This is a genomic window from Flavobacterium sp. N1994, assembly GCF_025947145.1.
Lineage (GTDB): Bacteria > Bacteroidota > Bacteroidia > Flavobacteriales > Flavobacteriaceae > Flavobacterium.
The window spans coordinates 410,145-430,465 of sequence record NZ_CP109999.1; the positions used below are offsets into that span (position 1 = coordinate 410,145).

Consider the following 20,321-nt stretch of genomic DNA (forward strand, 5'->3'; position numbering starts at 1 on the left):
AGGTTGACAAATGATATCAACAAGGCAAAGCTAATAATTAAATTTATTGATTTTTAATTGTTTAATCAATTTTTACTATCTCTTGGTAGTCAGACGCAATACTTACAGATTTGTTTTATTTGCAGTTGCTATTCAAATACGCTGCAGCCTTGTCATATTTATTATCAATTGCTTTTTGAAAATCGGCACAAGCACCTGTTTTGTCTTTTAAAGCAAGTTTAGATAAAGCACGCATTAAATAAACTTTTCCATAATCTGGTTTAAGTGTAGCCGCTCTATCAAAATCAAGAATAGCATTTTTGTGGTCTTTTAATAAGGCTTTGCAACTCGCTCTTTCGAAGAAAAAATCAGAATCGTTTTTTCTAGCTTCTTCAATTTGATTAAAGTCGGCAAGCGATTTAGCTAACTGATTGGTTTGCATATAAGCAATAGCTCTTTTGTAATAGACATCTGGGTTTGGTTTTAAGGCAAGTGATTTGGTGTAATCTTCAATCGCTCCAACTCTGTCTAGAGCCAGTGCTTTATCAAAACCACTTTTCGCGAATGATTCAGCCGTTTGGGCAAAAGATAATGAGGTTACAAACAATATGAATAAAAGGGATAATCTTAGGTTAACTTTAGTTTTCATAGTAGTAGTTTTAAAAATTAATTAGTTTTTTTGTTTTCCATTTCAATGCTTTTGATGATGGCTTTGATTTGATCAGACTCGATACGTTTAGCTTTAATAACTTTATTTTTATCTAAAATATAAATAACAGGAGTAGAGTAAACATCATATTTTTCTACAGCGTTATTATAATGCGCTCCATCGTAAACATTGATCCAAGGGAGTTTATGCTCGTCAATATATTTAAGGTATTTTTCGCCTTCGTGCTGCATATAAACACTATAGACTTTAATATCTTTTTTCTCTTTTATTAAGTCATTATATACCTCTAGAAGTTTTGGAATTTCCTTTTGACAATGACCACAATCCACATCCCAAAAAACGAGTATCGTATATTCAGCTTTAACATCGCTTAATTTGACATACATTTTATTGACTTGATCTACGTTTTTATAATATACAGCGGTCATTTCTTCGTTGTTCTTAGCATCCTCAAATCCCATAGCTTTCAATTTGCTAAAATCTTCCGCTTTTATCATGAATAAATCTTGAGCAACGGCACCCAATAAAAGAGGTTTTAGCTTATCAGCACGTTTGATGATTTTTTGAACAATATCTTTATCTTCATAGATGCCATCTGCTTTTCCAGATTTAAAATAAGTGTCAGACATGTGAACAAATACCTTGTCAAATCCCATTATTTTTGAGGTTTCATAGGAGTATGTAAAATGAGCCAATAAAAGTTTGTAAAATATACTTCCAGGCTTAGTTTTACTCATCATTTTGTCTATCTCAACACTAACAGTGTCGGGATGTATTGGTATAATCGACTCAAAATAGTTTTTTACTTTAGTATTAAAAAAAGGATTTCGTATGGTGGCATCATCTTTAAAATCAACATCATCCCAGTAATGTTTTCTGTAATAACTGTAAACTTTAGTACTGTCTGGTCTTCCGTTTGATGCTTTTGGGATGTCTTTCAACAATTTTTCTACTTTCAAGTTCATTACATCTCCAATGTAACTGCCTCTGTGGTCAGCCAAAAATTTTTCTTCGTAAGCCTGAATGTTTTTTTGTACTTCCTTTTGTTTGTCGTTTAAAGCAAGCGTATCTTTCTTGGTTAACAGTTTTGTTGACTGTTTATAGGTTTGAAATTCCGTATTTTTTTCGTTGATGAATTGTACATACCTAAAAAAATCATTTTCTAATGGCGAATTTAGTGCCGTTAATTCTTTAGCAAGGTTTGGGCTAGCTTCCGTTTTTAATTCTAATTTCTGAGTATTGTCATCGATAAAGAAATCAAAATAGATGGCTTTTTTTTGACTTACCAATGAGTAAATCCCTTTGTCTAATTTCTTTTTTCCTTTAAAAACTATTTTACCATTCTTTATTGATGTGCAAGTATCTTTGACTAATGTCTTGTCAAATTGATAATAGGTAAGGTAAGCTAAGGTATCTGTGCAGTTTTTTAAATTAATGGTAATATCGTAACCCGTTTGGGCAACAGCACAAAATGAAGAGCAACAAAAAACGAATGCAAAGAGTAATTTCTTCATAAACAAACTAACTATATTCTAAACAATTATTTTTGAATGTCAAAAATAGACTATTTAGTATAGAAATGGAACATTGGATTTTTAAATTTATCTTAAAATTTACAGGCGCCAATAAATTGTTTGGCTACCTTTGAGCACTAAATCATTTGAAAAACATCATGTCTAAAAAAGTAAAAGCATTTCTTTATAACCTTATTTGTTTTGCCATCTTATTTCTTGGATTTCGTTGGGTAATCATGCATTACACCAGTTTAACAGGGTTCTTTATCCCGATTACGGCTTTTGTTGTAGGCACATTAACGGCACCTAAGTTTCAAGCAGTACCAACAGCCGATGGAGAAAAACTGTACATGAAATGGCTTTTTTTAAAAGGAGTGAAGGAGATAAGTTAATTACGAATTGTCAATTACGAATTACGAATTGATGTTATTATTTTTTAATGTCTTTTGAATAGCACTAATTATTTTCCTTCATTTTTAATTTATTCTACTAGAGACTTCATTCAGTTTAGGAAAGTTCTCGTTTTGCATTTTCAAATTCGTAATTACTAATTCGTAATTCGTAATTATTTTTTCTTTTTTTCCTTTTCTTTTTTGGCTTTGGCTTTTACCGTAGCTTTATATAACGGAATAAAATACGAAACGGTATAATTGAATCCAACTCCAAAATCACCATTGTACGTTCTGTTGAATCCCGGAATGTATAAGTTATCAAAGTTGTTTGGTCGGTTTTGTGAAATTAAACGATTCAATCTAAAACTAAATCCTACGAATACGTTTTGAAACACTTCGGCTTTCATTCCGGCCACTACTTCAATCCATTGCGCCGACAAACCTTCAAATGTATCTCCTGAAACTATGGTAGGGGATTCCCCAAAATAATGATTAGAGTTGTAGACTTGGTAGCTGTTTAACGTTTGACTAAAACTACTCACACCATAACGCAAACCCACGGATATAATGTTTTCCATATTCATCCAATTCTCATACGTATTGTAATCAAACCCCACTTTTAAATAGGTCCCTTTCGTAGTAAAATTGAGTTGTGGATTGACTACTGTTTTGTTTTCGTTACCAATTTCGCCTGCTAAATAATGTCTTCTTGTTAAACGAAAATCTCCAACAAGCTCTAATCCACGATATTCTTTTTCGTAAAACGAGCGGGTCAGTTTGAATAAATCAACTCCTAAACGCAAACCATACCGTTCTTTTTTTACTGGAATAGTATCTTTTTTTACGGGGATGCTGTCTTTTTGAGTGGTACTTATTTCTTGAGCATTACTTGCGATGGAAAGCAACACAAGACCAATACTAAAAATATATTTTGATATGTGTTTCATTTTCGGTGGTAATGTTATAGGTAATGATGTTGATGTCTTTTATCCAAAAACTATCTGGAGTGGCTGCATCCGTATTGGTGACTCCACCAGGATTATTCAAATTAAAAGTCGTTTTGTAACCACAAGCTCTTGAAACATAGACATTTTGATGGGCATAATCAAACTGAAGAAAATCTTCATTAACTCCTCCAGTGGTGCTAGTACTGTTCAAAATCAAACTGTATTTGGTAGTAGTGTCATCTATTTTTAATGGGAGTTTTAATTTATTTCCATTAAAAAGATAGCGGGTAGCATCGGTCACTGGAAGCGCTGTATTAAATACAATAGGCGTAGCTGCTCCATCTGCTTGAACTACTAAGTTCACCACATTCTTCAAGGTTGCATTGTTGGTGATATCATAGAATTCTAACACCACTCGTGGCGTAGTTTCCTCCGTACAAACATCGTCCTTCTCACAACTAGAGAAAGCAATGGAAACTAAGAGCAGTAAAAGTATTTTTTTCATAGTATAACCAATTTATTACGCTTCGCTCCATACAGTCGAGCAAAGCTCTCGTGTTGTAATTCGTAATTATTAATTCGTAATTCGTAATTCGTAATTTCAAATTATTTACCTTTTCTCCAAAAGTACAACATTTTCTACATGATGCGTTTGCGGAAACATATCTACCGGTCGCACGCGTGTCACTTTATAGTGTTCGTCCATCAGGGCTAAGTCTCTAGCTTGTGTGGCCGAATTACAACTCACATACACAATTTTAGCCGCACCAATTTTCAACAATTGTTCTACCACATCTTTGTGCATGCCGTCTCTTGGTGGGTCGGTGATGACTACATCGGGTTGACCGTGTTGCGCTATGAAATCGTCGTTGAACACGTTTTTCATATCGCCTACATAGAACTCACAATTGGTAATGCTGTTGCGTTTGGCATTTTCTTTGGCATCGGCAATCGCTTCTGGAACGGCTTCTACACCAATTACTTTTTTCGCTTTTTTCGAAACAAACTGCGCAATCGTTCCGGTTCCCGTATACAAATCATAAACCACTTCGTTACCCGTTAACCCGGCAAACTCCCTAGTGATTTTGTATAACTCATACGCTTGATCCGAGTTGGTTTGGTAAAACGATTTAGCGTTGATGCTAAACTGTAACCCTTCCATTTCTTCCAAAATATAATCTCTTCCTTTGTACAATTTAATGTCTTGGTCGTACAAAGTATCATTGGCTTTGCCGTTGATAACATATTGTAGCGAAGTAATTTGCGAGAAGGTAGTATTGATATAATCCAACAACAATTCGCGTTGCTTTTTATCTTCTTTAAAAAACTGAAGCAACACCATAATCTCTCCTGTCGAAGCGGTTCTAATCATCAAGGTACGCAACAATCCTTCGTGATTACGCGCATTGAAAAAAGGCATGTCGTTATCCGTTGCAAATTGTCTTATGGCATTTCTAATAGCATTCGAAGGATCTTCTTGTAAATGGCATTTCTCGATGTCCAATATTTTATCCCACATTCTTGGAATATGAAACCCTAAGGCTGGCTTTTTGCTTAGCGATTGGTCTTCGGATTGGATTTCTTTTTCGTTTAACCAACGCGTGTCCGAAAACCCAAACTCCATTTTATTGCGGTAAAAGAATTGTTTCTCGGAACCTAGAATAGGTTCAAAGTCGGGCAACTCAATTTTACCTATGCGTTTCAAGTTGTTGTACACTTCCTGATTCTTATAAAATAACTGTTGCTCGTATTTCATATTCTGCCATTTGCAACCACCGCAAGCCCCAAAGTGCTGGCAAACGGGTTCAATACGGTTTTCAGAATAGGCGTGGAATTTTATCGCTTTGCCTTCAAAATAGGACTTTCTTTTCTTTAAGGTTTGCACATCTACCACATCGCCAGGCACGACGTTTGGTATAAAAATAACTTGCCCTTCAGGGGCTTTGGCTACTGATACACCTTTGGCACCAGCGTCCAAAACGGTAATATTTTCAAAGATGACTTTGTTGGTTTGTTTTCTTCCCATGGGGCAAAAGTAAATAATAAATTACGAATTATGAATTACGAATTACGAATTAGGGTACGATACGTTTGCTTTAGTAATTGCCAAACTTAATTCGGATTTTAAAAGCAATATTTGGTATGTCCGATAATGTCCGGTTTAGTCCTTTATTGTCTCTTTGTTCGATAATTATTCGGGTTTTGTTCGATACATGTTCGATATTCGTTCGGTAAGCTTTCGGTAAATTGGAATAGTTACCGAACGAATATCGAACATGACTAGAAGAAGGATTAAAACCACTGTCTCCACAACAACGGAAATACCTGCTTTTTGTAGTATTTAATTTGGATTTTAAACAGAATAAAGTATTTTCGCACCAAATCTAAAAAAAACAATCATGAAAAATCTATTTGTAACCGCTATGTTGTTAGTGTTTGGCTTGACGATGGCACAAAATAGTAGCCCTTCAAAAGCAAGTAAAACTCCAATAAAATTTGGACTTAAACTAGGACTTAATATTGCCAATTTAACCAATACCGAAGACGGTTCTAGTAGTGTATCTCCTCGAACTGGAATTAACTTAGGCGGTTATTTACATTATAAAGTGGCTGAAAAATGGGCACTTCAACCCGAATTACTTTATACTACGCAAGGAAACATTGTACAAAGCAATAATGTCAAAGTAACTTATATGTTAGATTATATTGCCATCCCTTTAATGGCAAAATACTATCCAGCCAAAGGGTTTAATGTAGAATTTGGACCTCAATTATCTTTTATAGTGAGTAAAAAAGCCAAAGGAGAATCTAACGGACAAAGTACTACTATTGATCTTGATGAACTTTTTGCGGCTAGTAATCTTAATGCCAAAGTGAACACTTTTGATTTGGGCTTGAACTTTGGTTTGGGGTACGAATTAAAAAATGGCATCAACTTTAGCGGAAGATATACTTTAGGGATGCTAAAAGTATTTAAAGGGGCCGATGTAGTATATTCTAATGGAAGCGAACAAGTGATTAAAAACTCAGTTTTCTCTTTTGGAATGGGCTTTACTTTTAAATAAACCTTTTCTCTTTATCCAATACGAAACCATCCGAAAGGGTGGTTTTTTTGTTTGAATAGAAATTTACTATCTTTGAAATGACAAGCTATACTTGATGCGACCCCTCCACACCATTACCCCATGAAAACAACAACCCCCATTTTAATCATATTCCTCTCCATCCTCAGTATAACGATGAATAGTATCTATGCACAATCTATTGCAGCAGGGGGATCTCATTCCATATTTCGCTGCTCAGACGGAACGCTGCAAGGAGTGGGTTTTAATACTACTGGAGGTCTTGGCGATGGCACCACCATTGAAAGGCATACTCCTGTGCCCGTACTTGGGCTATCCTCTATAACTGCCTTTAGTGGTGGTGGTAATTTCACCCTTTATCTAAAGAATGATGGAACCGTTTTGGCGGTAGGGGAAAATGGTTCAGGAGAACTTGGAGACGGTACTACTATTTCCAAAAGTACTCCTATACAAGTCCCCGGTCTTACCGGAATAGTTGGAGTGGAGGGTGGAGATTTCCATTCTCTTTTCCTAAAAAATAATGGGACCGTTTGGGGAGTAGGTTACAATTACTTTGGGCAATTGGGTGACGGAACCAATGTGAATAGAATTAATCTAACGCAGGTACATGGACTTACAGGAATTACCAAAGTAAGTGCCAGCCAAATGCACACCATTTTTTTAAAGAATGATGGAACAGTATGGGCAACAGGTGCTAATAATATTGGTCAGCTTGGCGATGGGACCACCATCGAAAGACATACTCCAGTGCAGGTAGCTGGACTTACCGGTATTACTGCAGTAGCTTGTAGTAATACTCATTCTGTTTTTCTTAAAAATAATGGTACTGTTTGGGCTGTAGGCTTTAATGACTATGGACAGCTTGGGGATGGCACTATAATTTCTAAAAGTAATGCCGTTCAAGTAGCCGGCTTAACAGGAATTACTGCAATTGCAGCGGGTGAGTATTATTCCCTTTACCTAAAAGATAATGGAACGGTTTGGGCTGTAGGGAATAATCAATATGGCCAATTAGGTGATGGAACTACAAATAATAGAAGTACTGCGCTACAAATACTTGGACTAACAGGAATTACAGCAATTGCCACTGGTTCTTATCATTCTCTTTTTTTGAAAAATGACGGTACCGTTTGGGCTGTGGGCAATAACGAATTTGGACAACTAGGTGATGGAACCACAATTGAAAGACACACCCCAGTGCAGGTAACAGGTTTGTGTAATGTGACTTTAGGGATAGAAGAAACGGCTATAGTCCATACATTTTCGGAGTATCCAAACCCTTGCAAAGATGAGCTGTTTATAGAATTGGAAGAATACCAAGACGCAACTGCTACACTATACAATATGCAGGGGCAGTTAGTACAACAGGTTTCCTTGCAAGCCTTCAAAACGGCTTTGCCTTGTAATGATTTGGCAAGCGGAGTTTATATGGTTCAAGTAAAAAATCAAAACGGAATACAAGTTAAAAAAATAGTTAAGAACTAAGACCCTACCGTTTCTAAATCGGGTCAGGTCTAGTTACAAAATTTACTATCTTTGAAGCTATGTAGTCTTCAATCCCGTTAGGGATTAGAGCTGGGTAGAAAATAAATTACCATAAAATTAAAATCCCTTTAGGGATGGTATAATAGCAGAATGTAAGATTTCAACATTAAAAATAGCATCCCTACAGGATTTTTAATAATGTTTGCCAATTTTTTCTACCAATATTAAATCCCTACGGGATTATTAATTTAAAATATAATCTAATTCATGACAACCCACTTAGCCCTTCTCCGCGGCATTAACGTCTCTGGACACAAAATGATAAATATTGCGGCTTTGAAAAAAGCTTTAGAATACATTGGTTTTACTAATGTGGTGACTTATATCCAATCGGGGAACGTTTTTGTTACTTCCGAGGAGGAGAGTCCGGCCAAGGTGGGCTTTCTTATTAAACAAGAAATCTTTAAGGAGTTTGGACACGATGTACCAGTGATTGTCATTGGCAAAGAAGATTTGCAAGCGTGTTTAGACCGCAATAATTTCTTGAATGACGAAGGCGTTGATTTGAAAAAACTGTATGTTTCTTTTATCTCCTCCGAGTTGCCCGAGAATATGATTACCCAACTCAACTTAAACTTCATCCATCCCGACGAAATCCAACTCGATGGTAAACGGATTTACTTAAAATACGACATCTCACCCGCCAAAACCAAATTGGACAACAAATGGATAGAGAAAAGCATGAATGTGGTTTCTACTACACGGAATTGGAATACGGTGAATAAGTTGTTGGAAATGTTTGAAAGTTAGAAGCAAGAAGAAAGAGTCAAGAAGCAAGAGTCAAGAAGCAAGATAAAGACAATAACTCTATTAGAAATAACAATAATTCTATAACGTTTGGGTAAAGTGCTATGCTTAAATTTGGCTAAACTTTAAACAACTCAACAATGAAAAGAAATGCCACCGCCGTTTGGAAAGGTTCTGTAAAAGAAGGAAAAGGAACTCTTACTACCCAAAGTACTACATTGAACAATACACAATACTCATTCAACTCTCGTTTTGAAGACGGAGTTGGTACTAACCCAGAAGAGTTGGTTGCTGCGGCTCATTCCGGATGTTTCTCAATGCAGTTATCGGCTTTTATTGGTGAAGCAGGTTTTGTCGCTGATAGCATTCAAACCAAATGCGATATTGATTTTCAAAACGGATCTATCGTAAGCTCTCATTTAACTGTTGAAGCTAAGATTCCGGGTATTACTAATGAGACTTTCCAAGAACTAGTTACTAAAGCAGAGAAAAACTGCCCGATTTCTAAGTTATTGAATACAGCGATTTCTTCTAGCGCTATGCTAGTGTAAGTAAACAAAAATTATAAAGTTAAGCCCTCATTTCTTTCTTAGGAATGAGGGTTTTTGTCGTTTAAAACGTAAATTAGCCTAAAATAAACTCATGTGAAGAAAGCCAATAAATTACAGCGTTTTTGGAAAGTATTAGGTCCCGGATTGATAACAGGTGCCAGCGATGATGATCCTTCAGGGATTGCTACTTACTCACAAGCAGGAGCCGCTTACGGACTTTCAACTTTATGGACCTCTATTGTAGCGTTTCCTTTGATGGCAGCCATTCAGCAAATGTGTGCTAAGATTGGGTTGGTGACCTCACAAGGATTAACAGGCGCTTTGAAAACCCATTACCATAAATCGGTGTTGTATTTGATGTTGTTGTTTAGTTTTCCAGCCATCATCATGAACATTGGTGCCGATATTGCCGGAATGGGAGCGGTAGGGAATTTATTATTTCCGTCTATTGATGCTTCGTTTTTTAGTGTCTTTTTTACCCTTCTTTTATTGGGACTGATTATTTACTTGCCGTATGTGAAGATAGCGGCGGTTTTAAAATACTTGTGTATTGTAATGTTGGTGTATTTTATTGTGCCTTTTTTATACCATCAAGATTTTGTAGCCATAGCCAAAGCCACTTTTATTCCGACCCTCAAAATGGATAAGAACTTTATTGCCATTTTAGTGGGTATTTTGGGGACTACTATTTCTCCGTATTTGTTCTTCTGGCAAGCTTCGGTGGAAGTAGAAGAAATGAAAAACAAAAAGCGTCATTTAATAGTCAATAAGAAAATCATCCAAGACATGAAACAAGATGTCGATTTTGGGATGTCGTTCTCAGGCTTTGTAATGTATTTTATCATCCTTACTACAGGAACGGTGTTATACAAAGCGGGTATTCATCAAATTGATACGGTAGAACAAGCGGCTGCGGCTTTAAAACCCTTAGCGGGAAACTTTGCTTATTTGTTGTTTGCTATTGGGGTAATTGGTACCGGATTGATAGCCATTCCCGTATTAAGTGGTTCCATATCGTATATCATTACCGAGACTTTCGGATGGGAGCAAGGCTTGGATAAAAAATTCCACGAAGCCAAAGCCTTTTATATTGTAATTGCGATTTCGTTGTTATTAGGATTGTCACTAAATTACATCGGCATTTCCCCAGTAAAAGCCCTGATATACACCGCTATCCTATACGGATTAACAGCACCCGTTTTAATTGCTATTATCCTTCATATTTCCAATAACAAAGCCGTAATGGGTAATTTTACTAATAGTAGATTATCCAATATTTTAGGATTCGCCGCCTTAATCATCATGACGGTGGCTGGAGTAGCCTTGTTGTATTTGCAATTTGCAACGTGATGAAAATAAAGTAGAAGAAAGTAACAATTCACAATTCATAATTCACAATTCACAATTAAATTATACTTTTGTTGAAGATATGGATGATTTCTCTCCAATAAGAAGGAATTGATATTAAAGAATTTAAAATAAAAAAAATGTCAGTTTTAGAAAAAATGAGTTCCGCCGAAGCGATTGCTTTAGAAGACAAGTATGGTGCCCACAATTACCATCCGTTACCGGTAGTCTTGAGCAGAGGAGAAGGAGTCTATGTTTGGGATGTAGAAGGTAAAAAGTATTATGATTTTCTTTCGGCTTATTCGGCAGTGAATCAAGGCCATTGTCATCCAAAGATTGTAGGCGCTATGATGGAACAGGCGCAAACGTTGACGCTAACCTCGAGAGCTTTTTACAATGATAAATTAGGTGTTTACGAAGAATACATTACCAAGTATTTTGGTTTTGATAAAGTATTACCTATGAACACAGGAGCAGAAGCAGTAGAAACGGCTTTGAAACTGTGTAGAAAATGGGCTTATGAAAAGAAAGGTATTGCTGAAAATGAGGCTCAAATTATTGTCTGTGAAGGGAACTTCCACGGAAGAACTACTACAATCATCTCGTTTTCAAATGATGAAAATGCTCGTAAAAACTTCGGTCCGTATACAGCAGGTTTTATAAAAATCGCTTACGATGATATTGAAGCCCTAGAAAAAGCTATCACTTCATCAAAAAACATAGCTGGATTCTTAGTAGAACCGATTCAAGGAGAAGCTGGAGTGTATGTGCCAAGCGAAGATTATTTGGCAAAAGCCAAAGCATTATGTGCTGCAAACAATGTTTTATTCATTGCTGATGAAGTACAAACAGGTATTGCCAGAACGGGTTCTTTGTTAGCCGTTTGTGGGAATTGCAGTTGTGAAAATAAATGCGAAAAGCAAGCCACTTATGTCACTCCAGATATCTTAATCCTAGGAAAAGCATTATCAGGAGGTGCTTATCCAGTATCAGCGGTTTTGGCTAATGATGCGATAATGAATGTCATCAAGCCAGGACAACATGGTTCTACTTTTGGTGGAAACCCTATTGCAGGTGCTGTAGCTATTGCGGCTATGGATGTAGTTAGCGAAGAACATTTGGCTCAAAACGCAAGAAGATTAGGAAAACTATTCCGAGAAAGAATTGGCGAATACATTACCACTTCCAATATTGCGACTTTAGTTCGTGGAAAAGGATTGCTTAACGCAGTAGTGATTAATGATACAGAAGAGAGTGATACCGCTTGGAACATCTGTATGGCTTTACGCGATAATGGCTTGTTGGCCAAACCTACACACGGAAATATCATCCGCTTTGCGCCACCTTTAGTAATGAACGAAGAACAACTATTAGATTGTGTGTCGATTATTATTAAGACCTTACAACAATTCGAAAAGTAAAAGATATTGTAAAGAAAACCAGCTAATAGAGCTGGTTTTTTTATATTTTTGAACTATATATTTTTTCACATGAAAAAACTGGTGTTGCCTTTTATGTTTGTCGCCATCATTGTGGGTTTGTTTGAGCAATCCAAAGACAAGCCCAATATTTATATTTTATGTGGTGCCATAGCAGTATTCATGTATGGTATGATGCAATTAAGCGGCAAAACGCCTAGTAAACACCAAGAGGAAAACGAGGAGAAAGATGATGAATAAAGGCGATAAAGTTTCGGTTTTAGACGATGCTATTGATGGGGTTGTAGTAGAAGTAAAAGGGCTGGATGTCACTATAGAAACTACGGATGGTTTTAACTTGACGTTTAAAAGCAGTGAGTTAATCAAAATAGGGACTACGGATACTATGAATTTTTCTTTTAATAAAAGTCAGGTGATTAGCGTAAAAGAAGTTTCTAAGCCCAACTACATCAATAAAGAGAAAAAAAACAAAAAAGAGATTCCACCACCCGAATTTGATTTGCATATAGAAAAGCTGGTCAAAAACTATAAGGCTATGAGTAACTATGACATCCTAACCTTGCAAATGGAAACGGCAAAACGGCATATCGAATTCGCCATACGCAACCGAATTCCCAAGATAGTTTTCATTCACGGAGTAGGAGAAGGTGTCCTTAAATCGGAGCTCGATTTTATGTTAGGACGATACGATAATATTTCTTTTCAAGATGCTAATTATCAAAAGTATGGACTGGGCGCAACGGAAGTTTACTTTAAGCAGAATGTGAGGTAGAAGTAAGAGGAAAGAAGCAAGAGACAAGAGAAAAGAAATAAATTTTATTATTATTAATTCGTAATTCGTAATTCGTAATTTTTTACTTTAGTTCTTTTTCTTTATAATAGTTAATCAATAAATCAACAAATTTACTGTAGCTTTCTAAACCATCTTGCTGTTGATTGGCTTTGAGAAATTGGTCGTAAAATAAATGAAATCCTTTGTCAATAAAAGTGTCATATTGTTTCCAAAAGCGATCACTTTCTTTAAAGTTTTCTATGATTCCTGAGTTGATAGTAGGTTTGAATTCTTTAAACTTGGCTTCATCTTTCATCACGATATTCTCTAAACAATAGCGTAGCGCATTAGAATAAGCCGAATATTGAAAATACAAATCCTTGTTTTTAATGCAGGCCATAAACCCTATAAAATTGCATTCACTTTCACTAGCATAGCCAATTTGATGCGCCATTTCGTGACAGATTACATTGGGGAAACCGTACATAGGTAATTTGTAATTCACTTGAGATTCATTGGTAAACGGATTCAAATACCCACCAAACCCCATATAAGTAAGAGGCAAACTGAATAAAGATTTCTTTCGACTTGGAATTTCATACTTAAAAAAAGGGTACTCTTTAGCTAAAGTAGCATATCCATTTTCGGTCATTTTAAAGATGCTATCTTGAGAATACGGATTGGTTACTTTTTTATTTTTATCGTGAGTGATTTGGAATTGGACTTCATTGGTTTTGGCAATTAGTTTTTTAGTGAAATCATATAAATCTTCGTTAGTGTATTCTCTTTTAATGTTCATTTTTTCATATAACGGCACTCGATAATAATTGGTGGCCCAAAGCAAATGAAACAAAAAATAAAAAATGGAAAAGCCGCTCAACACCTTTAAAAATATATCTTTCTTGTTATTGCGCCACTCTTTTCGGGTTTTCCAAATGGAAATAAGTAAATAAATAAGTAGGATTCCGTATAAAACATCACCAAACGAAAAAGGTAGTTTGCCCAAAATAGTACGTTCTATTCTTGAAGTAAAAACATAAAGTCCATTACTGTAATAATGCTCCACTAGTTCAGGAAAGAAAGCCAAGATCTTCAAGAAAAGAATTTGGAATAGTAGAAAAAGTGGGAGAATGTTTTTTCTTTTCACAGTACTAATTTGTTATAAAAATAGGTATTATAGCCCAACGCATAACTCTTTTTTTGTAAATTTGTAATTCAATATTGGATTTATGACACAAATCACTTTAAATATTCCAGATGACGAATTGGGTTTTTTTATGAAATTGATAGAAAAATTTAATTATGAGCCTATTGTGACTGATTTTTCTATAAATCAAGAGATGAAAGACTTATTAGACGAAAGAAGAGCAACTTCCAATACTGAGGATTATTTATCTTGGGAAGAAGTTAAAAATCAAATTCGTTTTAAATCAAAATAATGAGTTATAAAATTGTAATTGAACCTAGAGCAATTATTGATATTCAAGATGCGGTTGATTATTATGATTTTAAACAAAAAGGTTTAGGGGCTTATTTTTTCCAAACTTTAGAAGAACACATTGAAGTTTTAAGTAAAAATCCGTTATTCCAAATTAGATTTAAAGACTATCGCGGTCTTCCAATTCAAAAATTCCCCTTCATAATCTTTTATTTTACTGATGAAGAAAAGAAAATAGTGTACATAGTTGCTGTTTTCAATACTTCATTGAACCCAAAAAAATATCCTAAATAACAAACTAAAATTATAATGAGCCAAGAAATTAGAAACCTTGAACCTAAAGTGCTTTGGAATAAATTTGCCGATTTGAACGCAGTACCTCGTCCATCTAAGAAAGAAGGGCGTGTGATTGAATTCATGAAAGACTTCGGAAATAGCCTAGGGTTAGAAACTTTTGAAGATGAAATCCGAAACGTAATCATCCGTAAACCAGCCACCCCAGGAATGGAAAACCGTAAAACTATTGTGCTTCAAGGGCATTTGGATATGGTACATCAAAAAAATAACGATACTAATTTTGACTTTGACACGCAAGGGATTGACATGTTTGTGGATGGCGACTGGGTTCGTGCACGAGGAACTACACTTGGTGCTGATAATGGGTTAGGAGTAGCCGCAATCATGGCTATTTTGGAAAGCAAAGACATTCCGCATCCAGCGATTGACGCTTTATTTACTATAGATGAAGAAACGGGAATGACTGGAGCGTTGAACTTGAAAGGTGGAATTTTAAAAGGAGAAATTCTATTGAATTTAGATACTGAAGAAGATGATGAAATTGATATTGGATGTGCAGGTGGAGTAGACGTAACAGCAACTCGAAGCTATACTGAAGAGGAAGTTCCTGAAGGCTCTGTAGGTTATACCATTACTGTTAAAGGGTTGAATGGTGGTCACTCTGGAATGGACATTCACAAAGGGTTAGGAAATGCAAACAAAATCATGAACCGTTTATTGTTTGACGGATTTGAGAATTTTGGGTTACAGATTTCAGAAATAGCTGGTGGAAGTTTGCGCAATGCGATTCCGCGTGAAAGTGTAGCGAAAGTAATTGTGGCTGGAATGTATGATGAGGCTTTTGTATTTGATATGCAAGAAATCATCAATGATATTAAATTTGAATTCAAAACCACAGAACCTAATTTAACCATTGAAATCAACAAAAGCGATTTGCCTTCTAAAGTAATGGATTTAGGTGTTCAAGAAGGACTGCTTCGTTCTCTTTATGCAGCCCATAATGGGGTTTACCGAATGAGTGCAGATATGGCGGACTTGGTGGAAACTTCTAATAACATATCGAAAGTGGTCGTGAAAGACGGTAGTATTTCTATTCAAAACTTAACGCGTTCTTCTGTGGAAAGCTCTAAGTTTGATTTGGCCAATGGGTTGCGTTCTGCGTATGAATTATTTGGTTGTGAAGTAGAGTTTGGAGGAAGTTATCCTGGTTGGACTCCAAATGTAAAATCAGAAATACTAGATTTATTAGTGGGCATTTATGAAAAACAAAACGGAGCAAAACCTAATGTGGTAGCTTGTCACGCCGGATTAGAATGCGGTATTTTAGGAACCAATTATCCAGGAATGGATATGATTTCTTTTGGACCAACTATTCATGGAGCTCACAGTCCAGATGAAAGAGCCTCTATCAAATCGTCACAAAAATTCTGGAAGTTTTATTTAGAGATTTTGGCTAATATTCCAGAGAGAAAATAGAAGAATGAAGAAAGAGAAAAGAGAAACCTCGTTTAGAAATAAACGAGGTTTTGTTTTATAAACTAATTTCTTTTAAAACTTAGCTGTAAATCCTAGATACAAACTTCGGCCAACAGCTGGGATAATTCCGGGACCAGGATATTCATCGGTTCTACGAGTAAAGTAATGTTTGTCGGCTAAATTATTGACACCAAATTTCAAAGCAAAATTATTGATTTTATAACTGCCACTAAAGTCTAATACCGTGTAAGCCGGAATATAACCCGCCACAGGATCGGTACTTGTTGCTACATTAGAGGCATCACCAAAAGCATCGCCTACATAATTGACTTGAAATGTAGTAGATAATTTGCTAGTATTAAAAATCAAACCTACACGATTGATGATTTTAGTTGCGGCTTCCACACGTTTTCCTGAGTATTCTCCTGAAGTATATTTAGCATCCACATAAGCAAAGGAATTAAAAAGACTTAACCCGTAATCCGAATTGGCATTGAAATATTTTAAGAAATTAAATTCTACATAACTTTCAATTCCTTTGTGAACGCTATTAGCAATATTTTTTCTAATGGAATACAAATCACCGGTAATAGGATCAGTTTCAAGCGTTACCCCAATTCGTTTGTTGTACCCCAAATAAAATCCACTGAAGTCAAAATTCAAATAATTTTTAATGGTACCACGATACCCCAAATCACTGTTGTAACCATCACTATCTTTAAGATTGGGGTCTATTTTAGAGGTTACCCCAAAAGGCTCTAATTGGCTGTAATCTATTGGTCTATAGGCCTGACTAAAATTGGCGTAAACACTACTGTTTTTTGAAGTTTTGTATTCTAATCCAATTCCTGCTAAAGCAAAAGTTCGGTTGCGAATTTCATCAGAAATTTGGATATCGCCTTCTACTTCTTTACTTCCTTTAGAAGTACTTCTTAAATACTCCAATCGAAATCCTGGAGTTACCGTAAAGTTTTTAGATACTCTGAAAATATTTTCTACAAACGGTGCCACATTAGTAGTAGTAAAATCTAAATCATACCCCCAATTGCCTGTAATTGATAAATCAAAGTCGCTTCCTGTGGTACCTTCACCACCTCCTTGACGGGTAAACCAGGCATAACTTTGACGAATTCCACTAGCAAGAGTTGATTGTTGGTTTCCTAGTGTATAGTTTTGCGAGTACCTAATTTCAGTGGTTACATTGTTCATATTTTCAATACCAACCTCTCTTGGTACATAAGCATTGGTATCAGGGTCTATAGCATCAACAGCTTCTGGTCCGCCATCTTCGTTTCGCCATACTAGAGAACGACTACTAAATAAATAACTTGATTTAATGCTCAATGTACTGTTTTTAGAAGGAGTGTAATTTGCAAATGCCGTAATAATATTCCAAGGAGTTTTTAGCCAGTTTCTACTACGGGTAGACTGACTTGCATCTGAATTAAATTGGGCATCAGTTAATCCACCTGGCATTTTAATTTTATTACGAAGCAAAGAATACTCAACACCAAAATTCCATTTTTCAGAGGCGTTGTATTGTATTTTTGCGAATCCTGAAACTTGTGTTTGTTCACTATTAGGTCTGTAACCATCTATGTTACGGTATTGTAAAAAGGCATAATAACTCCACTTTTTATAATTCCCACCAATAGAATTAAACGAATTGTACAATCCGTAGCTTCCAATAGTTTGTGAGGTAATGAATTCAAACGGTTTGTTTATGGGAGCTTCTTTGATAACATAATTTACCAAACCTCCAAATTGGGAACCAAATTGTAAGGATGATGCTCCACGAACCAATTCTATTCTACTGACAGCTTCCATTGGAGGCAAATAGTAAGATTCGTTATAACCATAAACATCGGAACTAATATTGTATCCATTTTGACGAGTATTCATTTCGATACTTTGAGTTGGATTTAATCCACGAGTGGCAATTCCGTTGGCAGTAAAACCGCTACTTTCGGTTTCTACAATATTTAAGCCAGGCACTCTTCCTAAAATTTGACGAGTATTGTTTATGGCTTTATTGGCATCGAGGCTATCAATGAGAATCACTTCACTTTTTTTACCAGCGTAAATAATTCCATTTTTGGTATCAGGTAAATGACCTAATCCGTTTACGGTTTTAAATCCTTTTACTTTAACTTCGTTGAGTTTATTGATTGTGTCTTTCACTTGAGCATTGACAAAATGAACAGAGCCAAATACTAATGCCGTAAGGATAATTCTATTGAAATTCATGATTGTATTAAGTATAGTTAAAATTATTGTCTGTAATGATCGGTAAGCGTTTCAAGGAATTTTTCTAGTTGATATTCTTCCTCAGCCGTTAATTGAAGGTTACCTAATTCTTCGGTATTTACATTTTGAGGTACTTCTGCAGGACCAAATTCACCAGTATTTAGATCTCTAGTATTATAAAAATGGATTACTTGTTTGAGTGTTGAAAACGAGCCATTATGAAAATATGGTCCTGTAATAGCTATGTTACGAAGAGTAGGAACTTTAAATTTACCATTATGTTGAGCCTGACCAACTAAGGCACCAATACCTAAATCAATATAATTGTTTCCAGCTGGATTAATAGAAGTCGGTTGTGTATAAAATGGATTAGTTTGGTTTTTGGGTACTCCAATATTGTCATAAGTAAAGTCGGTAAACAAAACTTTTCCTGTATTTTCATCTTCATCTAAAATATGACAGTTAGCACATTGGGCTTTACCTGCAAAAAGCGCTAGACCTTTTTTTTCATCCTCTGTAAAAGATATCATTTGACGAGAATAGTAATCAAATTTGGAAGTAAACGAATTGACCTCTCTCGATTTTTCATAACTCGCCACTGCATCGGCAACAGCATTTAGAATTTCAATATCGGATTGTAGTGTTCCATAAATACTTGTTAGTTTAGGAAAATATATCGCTTGTTTTATTTTCTCTGCTACGTCATGAACGGACGTATTATTCATTTCTAAAGGGTTTAATAGGGGGTGAATAAATTGTTCTTGCAAACTAGTCGATCGTCCATCAAGAAATAACCCACCAACAAAGGTTTCATCAATAGCATTGTAATAGCGACTTGGTGAAAATATAGTGTACGATAAACTAGGGGCATTTCTATTTCCAAAGTTATTAGTCAGTATGCCTTGTGATATAGCATTGTTTGCAGGGTCGCTAAATCCTTTTTCAGGGGCATGACAGGAAGCGCAAGCTTGTCCTATTGGATTGGATAAATTGGTGTCAAAAAAGATAGCCTTACCCACTTGATTTTTTTCACTTGGGACTATTTCGTAATTGCTTTTATCATCAGTGCAACTTGTAAATAGTATAAATAAGGATAGAAAATGCAAATATGATTTCATTTTATTTAGAATAATTAAAAATAATGATGCAAATATAATTACGGAAACTCAAACAACAAAGTTTATTTAGAATAAATATAAATAATATTTTTATCTGTTTGATTTAGTATTATTTACAAACAAAAAAACCTTACTAAGGAGTAAGGTTTTGTTCTATTTAAGCGGATAAAAGGAGTTATTTCTTCTTCATAGGGTAGCTTTCTTGACTTTCTTTTCCTAGTTGTTTACCAGATATAGTGGCAATCAAATTAGTATCATTTATTTTTTTATAGACGATTTTTTGAGGATAATCATGTTTTGGATTTTCAAATGTGAATACATTTTCAGCATCAGAGGTTTGTTTAAAGCTAACAGGTTCATCATTATTCTGCCCTTGTACGGTGGCGTTATAGATTAGTTCTTCATTCTTTTGTATCAATTGGATACTTTCAAAATGTACTGTGTCTTTTGAAGTAATAAAATAACTCTGACCAGTAAAGGTACTGTCATTTGCTATTTCCCAGTTTTCAGTCAATGTACCATCAGGAAGTTTTTGTTCCCAATGCCCAAGGAGCCAATTCATTTTATCTAGTTTGTCAAATTTTTTATGGGAAGTACTGTTTTTGCAAGAGACAAAACAAAGTATGATTATGGTTGATAATAAAACGGTTTTAAAAGATTTCATATTTTTTTAGTTAGTAAAGCGTAAAATTAACAAACTTATTTTTGATAATGGTATTTTGAATAAAAAGGCTTTTTTTGTTTTAGAAAATTAGTTCT

21 protein-coding genes are annotated in these 20,321 nt (G+C 35.3%); 12 read left to right on the forward strand and 9 right to left on the reverse strand.

Features of this window, described 5'->3' with window-relative positions; all coding sequences use genetic code 11:
• Nucleotides 1–115: 115 nt before the first annotated feature.
• Nucleotides 116–628, reverse strand: a complete 513-nt coding sequence (locus OLM53_RS01935) for a tetratricopeptide repeat protein (RefSeq protein WP_264521377.1) — start codon at nt 626–628, stop codon at nt 116–118.
• A 17-nt stretch (nt 629–645) separates the two neighbouring features.
• Nucleotides 646–2,163: a TlpA family protein disulfide reductase gene (locus tag OLM53_RS01940; protein ID WP_264521378.1), complete on the reverse strand. Its 1,518-nt coding sequence runs from the start codon at nt 2,161–2,163 to the stop codon at nt 646–648.
• A gap of 158 nt (nt 2,164–2,321) precedes the next feature.
• Here OLM53_RS01940 and OLM53_RS01945 point away from each other — a divergent pair, with 158 nt between their 5' ends.
• On the forward strand, nt 2,322–2,555 hold the full coding sequence (locus OLM53_RS01945) for a hypothetical protein (RefSeq protein ID WP_264521379.1): 234 nt from the start codon (nt 2,322–2,324) through the stop codon (nt 2,553–2,555).
• Nucleotides 2,556–2,728: 173 nt separating this feature from the next.
• On the opposite strand, the gene OLM53_RS01950 is transcribed toward OLM53_RS01945, so the two are convergent.
• The 3 genes from OLM53_RS01950 to rlmD all read right to left on the reverse strand — a co-directional run bounded on the left by OLM53_RS01950 (nt 2,729) and on the right by rlmD (nt 5,528).
• Nucleotides 2,729–3,502 carry a DUF6048 family protein gene (locus OLM53_RS01950; protein ID WP_264521380.1) on the reverse strand — a complete coding sequence of 258 codons (774 nt, stop codon included), beginning with the start codon at nt 3,500–3,502 and terminating at the stop codon, nt 2,729–2,731.
• Nucleotides 3,474–4,007, reverse strand: a complete 534-nt coding sequence (locus tag OLM53_RS01955; RefSeq protein WP_264521381.1) for a DUF6452 family protein — start codon at nt 4,005–4,007, stop codon at nt 3,474–3,476. The genes OLM53_RS01950 and OLM53_RS01955 overlap by 29 nt, the downstream gene beginning before the upstream one ends.
• A gap of 105 nt (nt 4,008–4,112) precedes the next feature.
• Nucleotides 4,113–5,528: a 23S rRNA (uracil(1939)-C(5))-methyltransferase RlmD gene (rlmD, locus tag OLM53_RS01960; protein WP_264521382.1), complete on the reverse strand. Its 1,416-nt coding sequence runs from the start codon at nt 5,526–5,528 to the stop codon at nt 4,113–4,115.
• A gap of 373 nt (nt 5,529–5,901) precedes the next feature.
• On the opposite strand from rlmD, the gene OLM53_RS01965 reads away from it, so the two are divergent.
• The 8 genes from OLM53_RS01965 (at nt 5,902) to OLM53_RS02000 (ending at nt 12,986) form a co-directional block, all read left to right on the forward strand.
• Nucleotides 5,902–6,567: a porin family protein gene (locus tag OLM53_RS01965; protein WP_264521383.1), complete on the forward strand. Its 666-nt coding sequence runs from the start codon at nt 5,902–5,904 to the stop codon at nt 6,565–6,567.
• A 120-nt stretch (nt 6,568–6,687) separates the two neighbouring features.
• Nucleotides 6,688–8,070 carry a T9SS type A sorting domain-containing protein gene (locus tag OLM53_RS01970; protein ID WP_264521384.1) on the forward strand — a complete coding sequence of 461 codons (1,383 nt, stop codon included), beginning with the start codon at nt 6,688–6,690 and terminating at the stop codon, nt 8,068–8,070.
• 267 nt (nt 8,071–8,337) lie between these two features.
• Complete coding sequence (locus tag OLM53_RS01975; RefSeq protein WP_264521385.1) at nt 8,338–8,880, forward strand: DUF1697 domain-containing protein; 543 nt, start codon at nt 8,338–8,340, stop codon at nt 8,878–8,880.
• A gap of 137 nt (nt 8,881–9,017) precedes the next feature.
• On the forward strand, nt 9,018–9,428 hold the full coding sequence (locus tag OLM53_RS01980) for an OsmC family protein (protein WP_264521386.1): 411 nt from the start codon (nt 9,018–9,020) through the stop codon (nt 9,426–9,428).
• A gap of 93 nt (nt 9,429–9,521) precedes the next feature.
• The gene (locus OLM53_RS01985; protein ID WP_264521387.1) at nt 9,522–10,778 is read left to right on the forward strand and encodes an NRAMP family divalent metal transporter; all 1,257 of its coding nucleotides are present in this window, start codon (nt 9,522–9,524) and stop codon (nt 10,776–10,778) included.
• A 137-nt stretch (nt 10,779–10,915) separates the two neighbouring features.
• Nucleotides 10,916–12,196: an ornithine--oxo-acid transaminase gene (gene rocD / locus OLM53_RS01990; RefSeq protein ID WP_264521388.1), complete on the forward strand. Its 1,281-nt coding sequence runs from the start codon at nt 10,916–10,918 to the stop codon at nt 12,194–12,196.
• Between the two features lie 69 nt (nt 12,197–12,265).
• Nucleotides 12,266–12,454, forward strand: a complete 189-nt coding sequence (locus OLM53_RS01995; RefSeq protein WP_264521389.1) for a hypothetical protein — start codon at nt 12,266–12,268, stop codon at nt 12,452–12,454.
• Nucleotides 12,444–12,986, forward strand: a complete 543-nt coding sequence (locus tag OLM53_RS02000; protein WP_264521390.1) for a Smr/MutS family protein — start codon at nt 12,444–12,446, stop codon at nt 12,984–12,986. The genes OLM53_RS01995 and OLM53_RS02000 overlap by 11 nt, the downstream gene beginning before the upstream one ends.
• Nucleotides 12,987–13,068: 82 nt before the next feature.
• On the opposite strand, the gene OLM53_RS02005 is transcribed toward OLM53_RS02000, so the two are convergent.
• Complete coding sequence (locus OLM53_RS02005) at nt 13,069–14,082, reverse strand: DUF3810 domain-containing protein (RefSeq protein WP_319799855.1); 1,014 nt, start codon at nt 14,080–14,082, stop codon at nt 13,069–13,071.
• 133 nt (nt 14,083–14,215) lie between these two features.
• Between OLM53_RS02005 and OLM53_RS02010 the strand changes: the two genes are divergently transcribed.
• The 3 genes from OLM53_RS02010 to OLM53_RS02020 are packed head-to-tail and all read left to right on the forward strand — an operon-like array spanning nt 14,216 to nt 16,197.
• Nucleotides 14,216–14,425, forward strand: a complete 210-nt coding sequence (locus tag OLM53_RS02010; RefSeq protein ID WP_264521392.1) for a hypothetical protein — start codon at nt 14,216–14,218, stop codon at nt 14,423–14,425.
• Nucleotides 14,425–14,718, forward strand: coding sequence for a type II toxin-antitoxin system RelE/ParE family toxin (locus OLM53_RS02015; RefSeq protein WP_264521393.1), 294 nt, complete (start codon nt 14,425–14,427; stop codon nt 14,716–14,718). Before OLM53_RS02010 ends, OLM53_RS02015 begins: the two co-directional genes overlap by 1 nt.
• A gap of 15 nt (nt 14,719–14,733) precedes the next feature.
• Entirely contained in the window at nt 14,734–16,197 is a 1,464-nt protein-coding gene (locus tag OLM53_RS02020; protein ID WP_264521394.1) for an aminoacyl-histidine dipeptidase, read from the forward strand.
• Between the two features lie 72 nt (nt 16,198–16,269).
• Here the strand turns inward: OLM53_RS02020 and OLM53_RS02025 are convergent, their stop codons facing one another.
• From OLM53_RS02025 to OLM53_RS02035, 3 genes are all read right to left on the reverse strand, one after another.
• Nucleotides 16,270–18,444 carry a TonB-dependent receptor family protein gene (locus OLM53_RS02025; protein WP_264521395.1) on the reverse strand — a complete coding sequence of 725 codons (2,175 nt, stop codon included), beginning with the start codon at nt 18,442–18,444 and terminating at the stop codon, nt 16,270–16,272.
• Nucleotides 18,445–18,467: 23 nt separating this feature from the next.
• Nucleotides 18,468–19,562, reverse strand: coding sequence for a cytochrome-c peroxidase (locus OLM53_RS02030; RefSeq protein WP_264521396.1), 1,095 nt, complete (start codon nt 19,560–19,562; stop codon nt 18,468–18,470).
• A 175-nt stretch (nt 19,563–19,737) separates the two neighbouring features.
• Nucleotides 19,738–20,226, reverse strand: a complete 489-nt coding sequence (locus tag OLM53_RS02035; RefSeq protein WP_264521397.1) for a DUF6265 family protein — start codon at nt 20,224–20,226, stop codon at nt 19,738–19,740.
• Nucleotides 20,227–20,321: the final 95 nt, after the last annotated feature.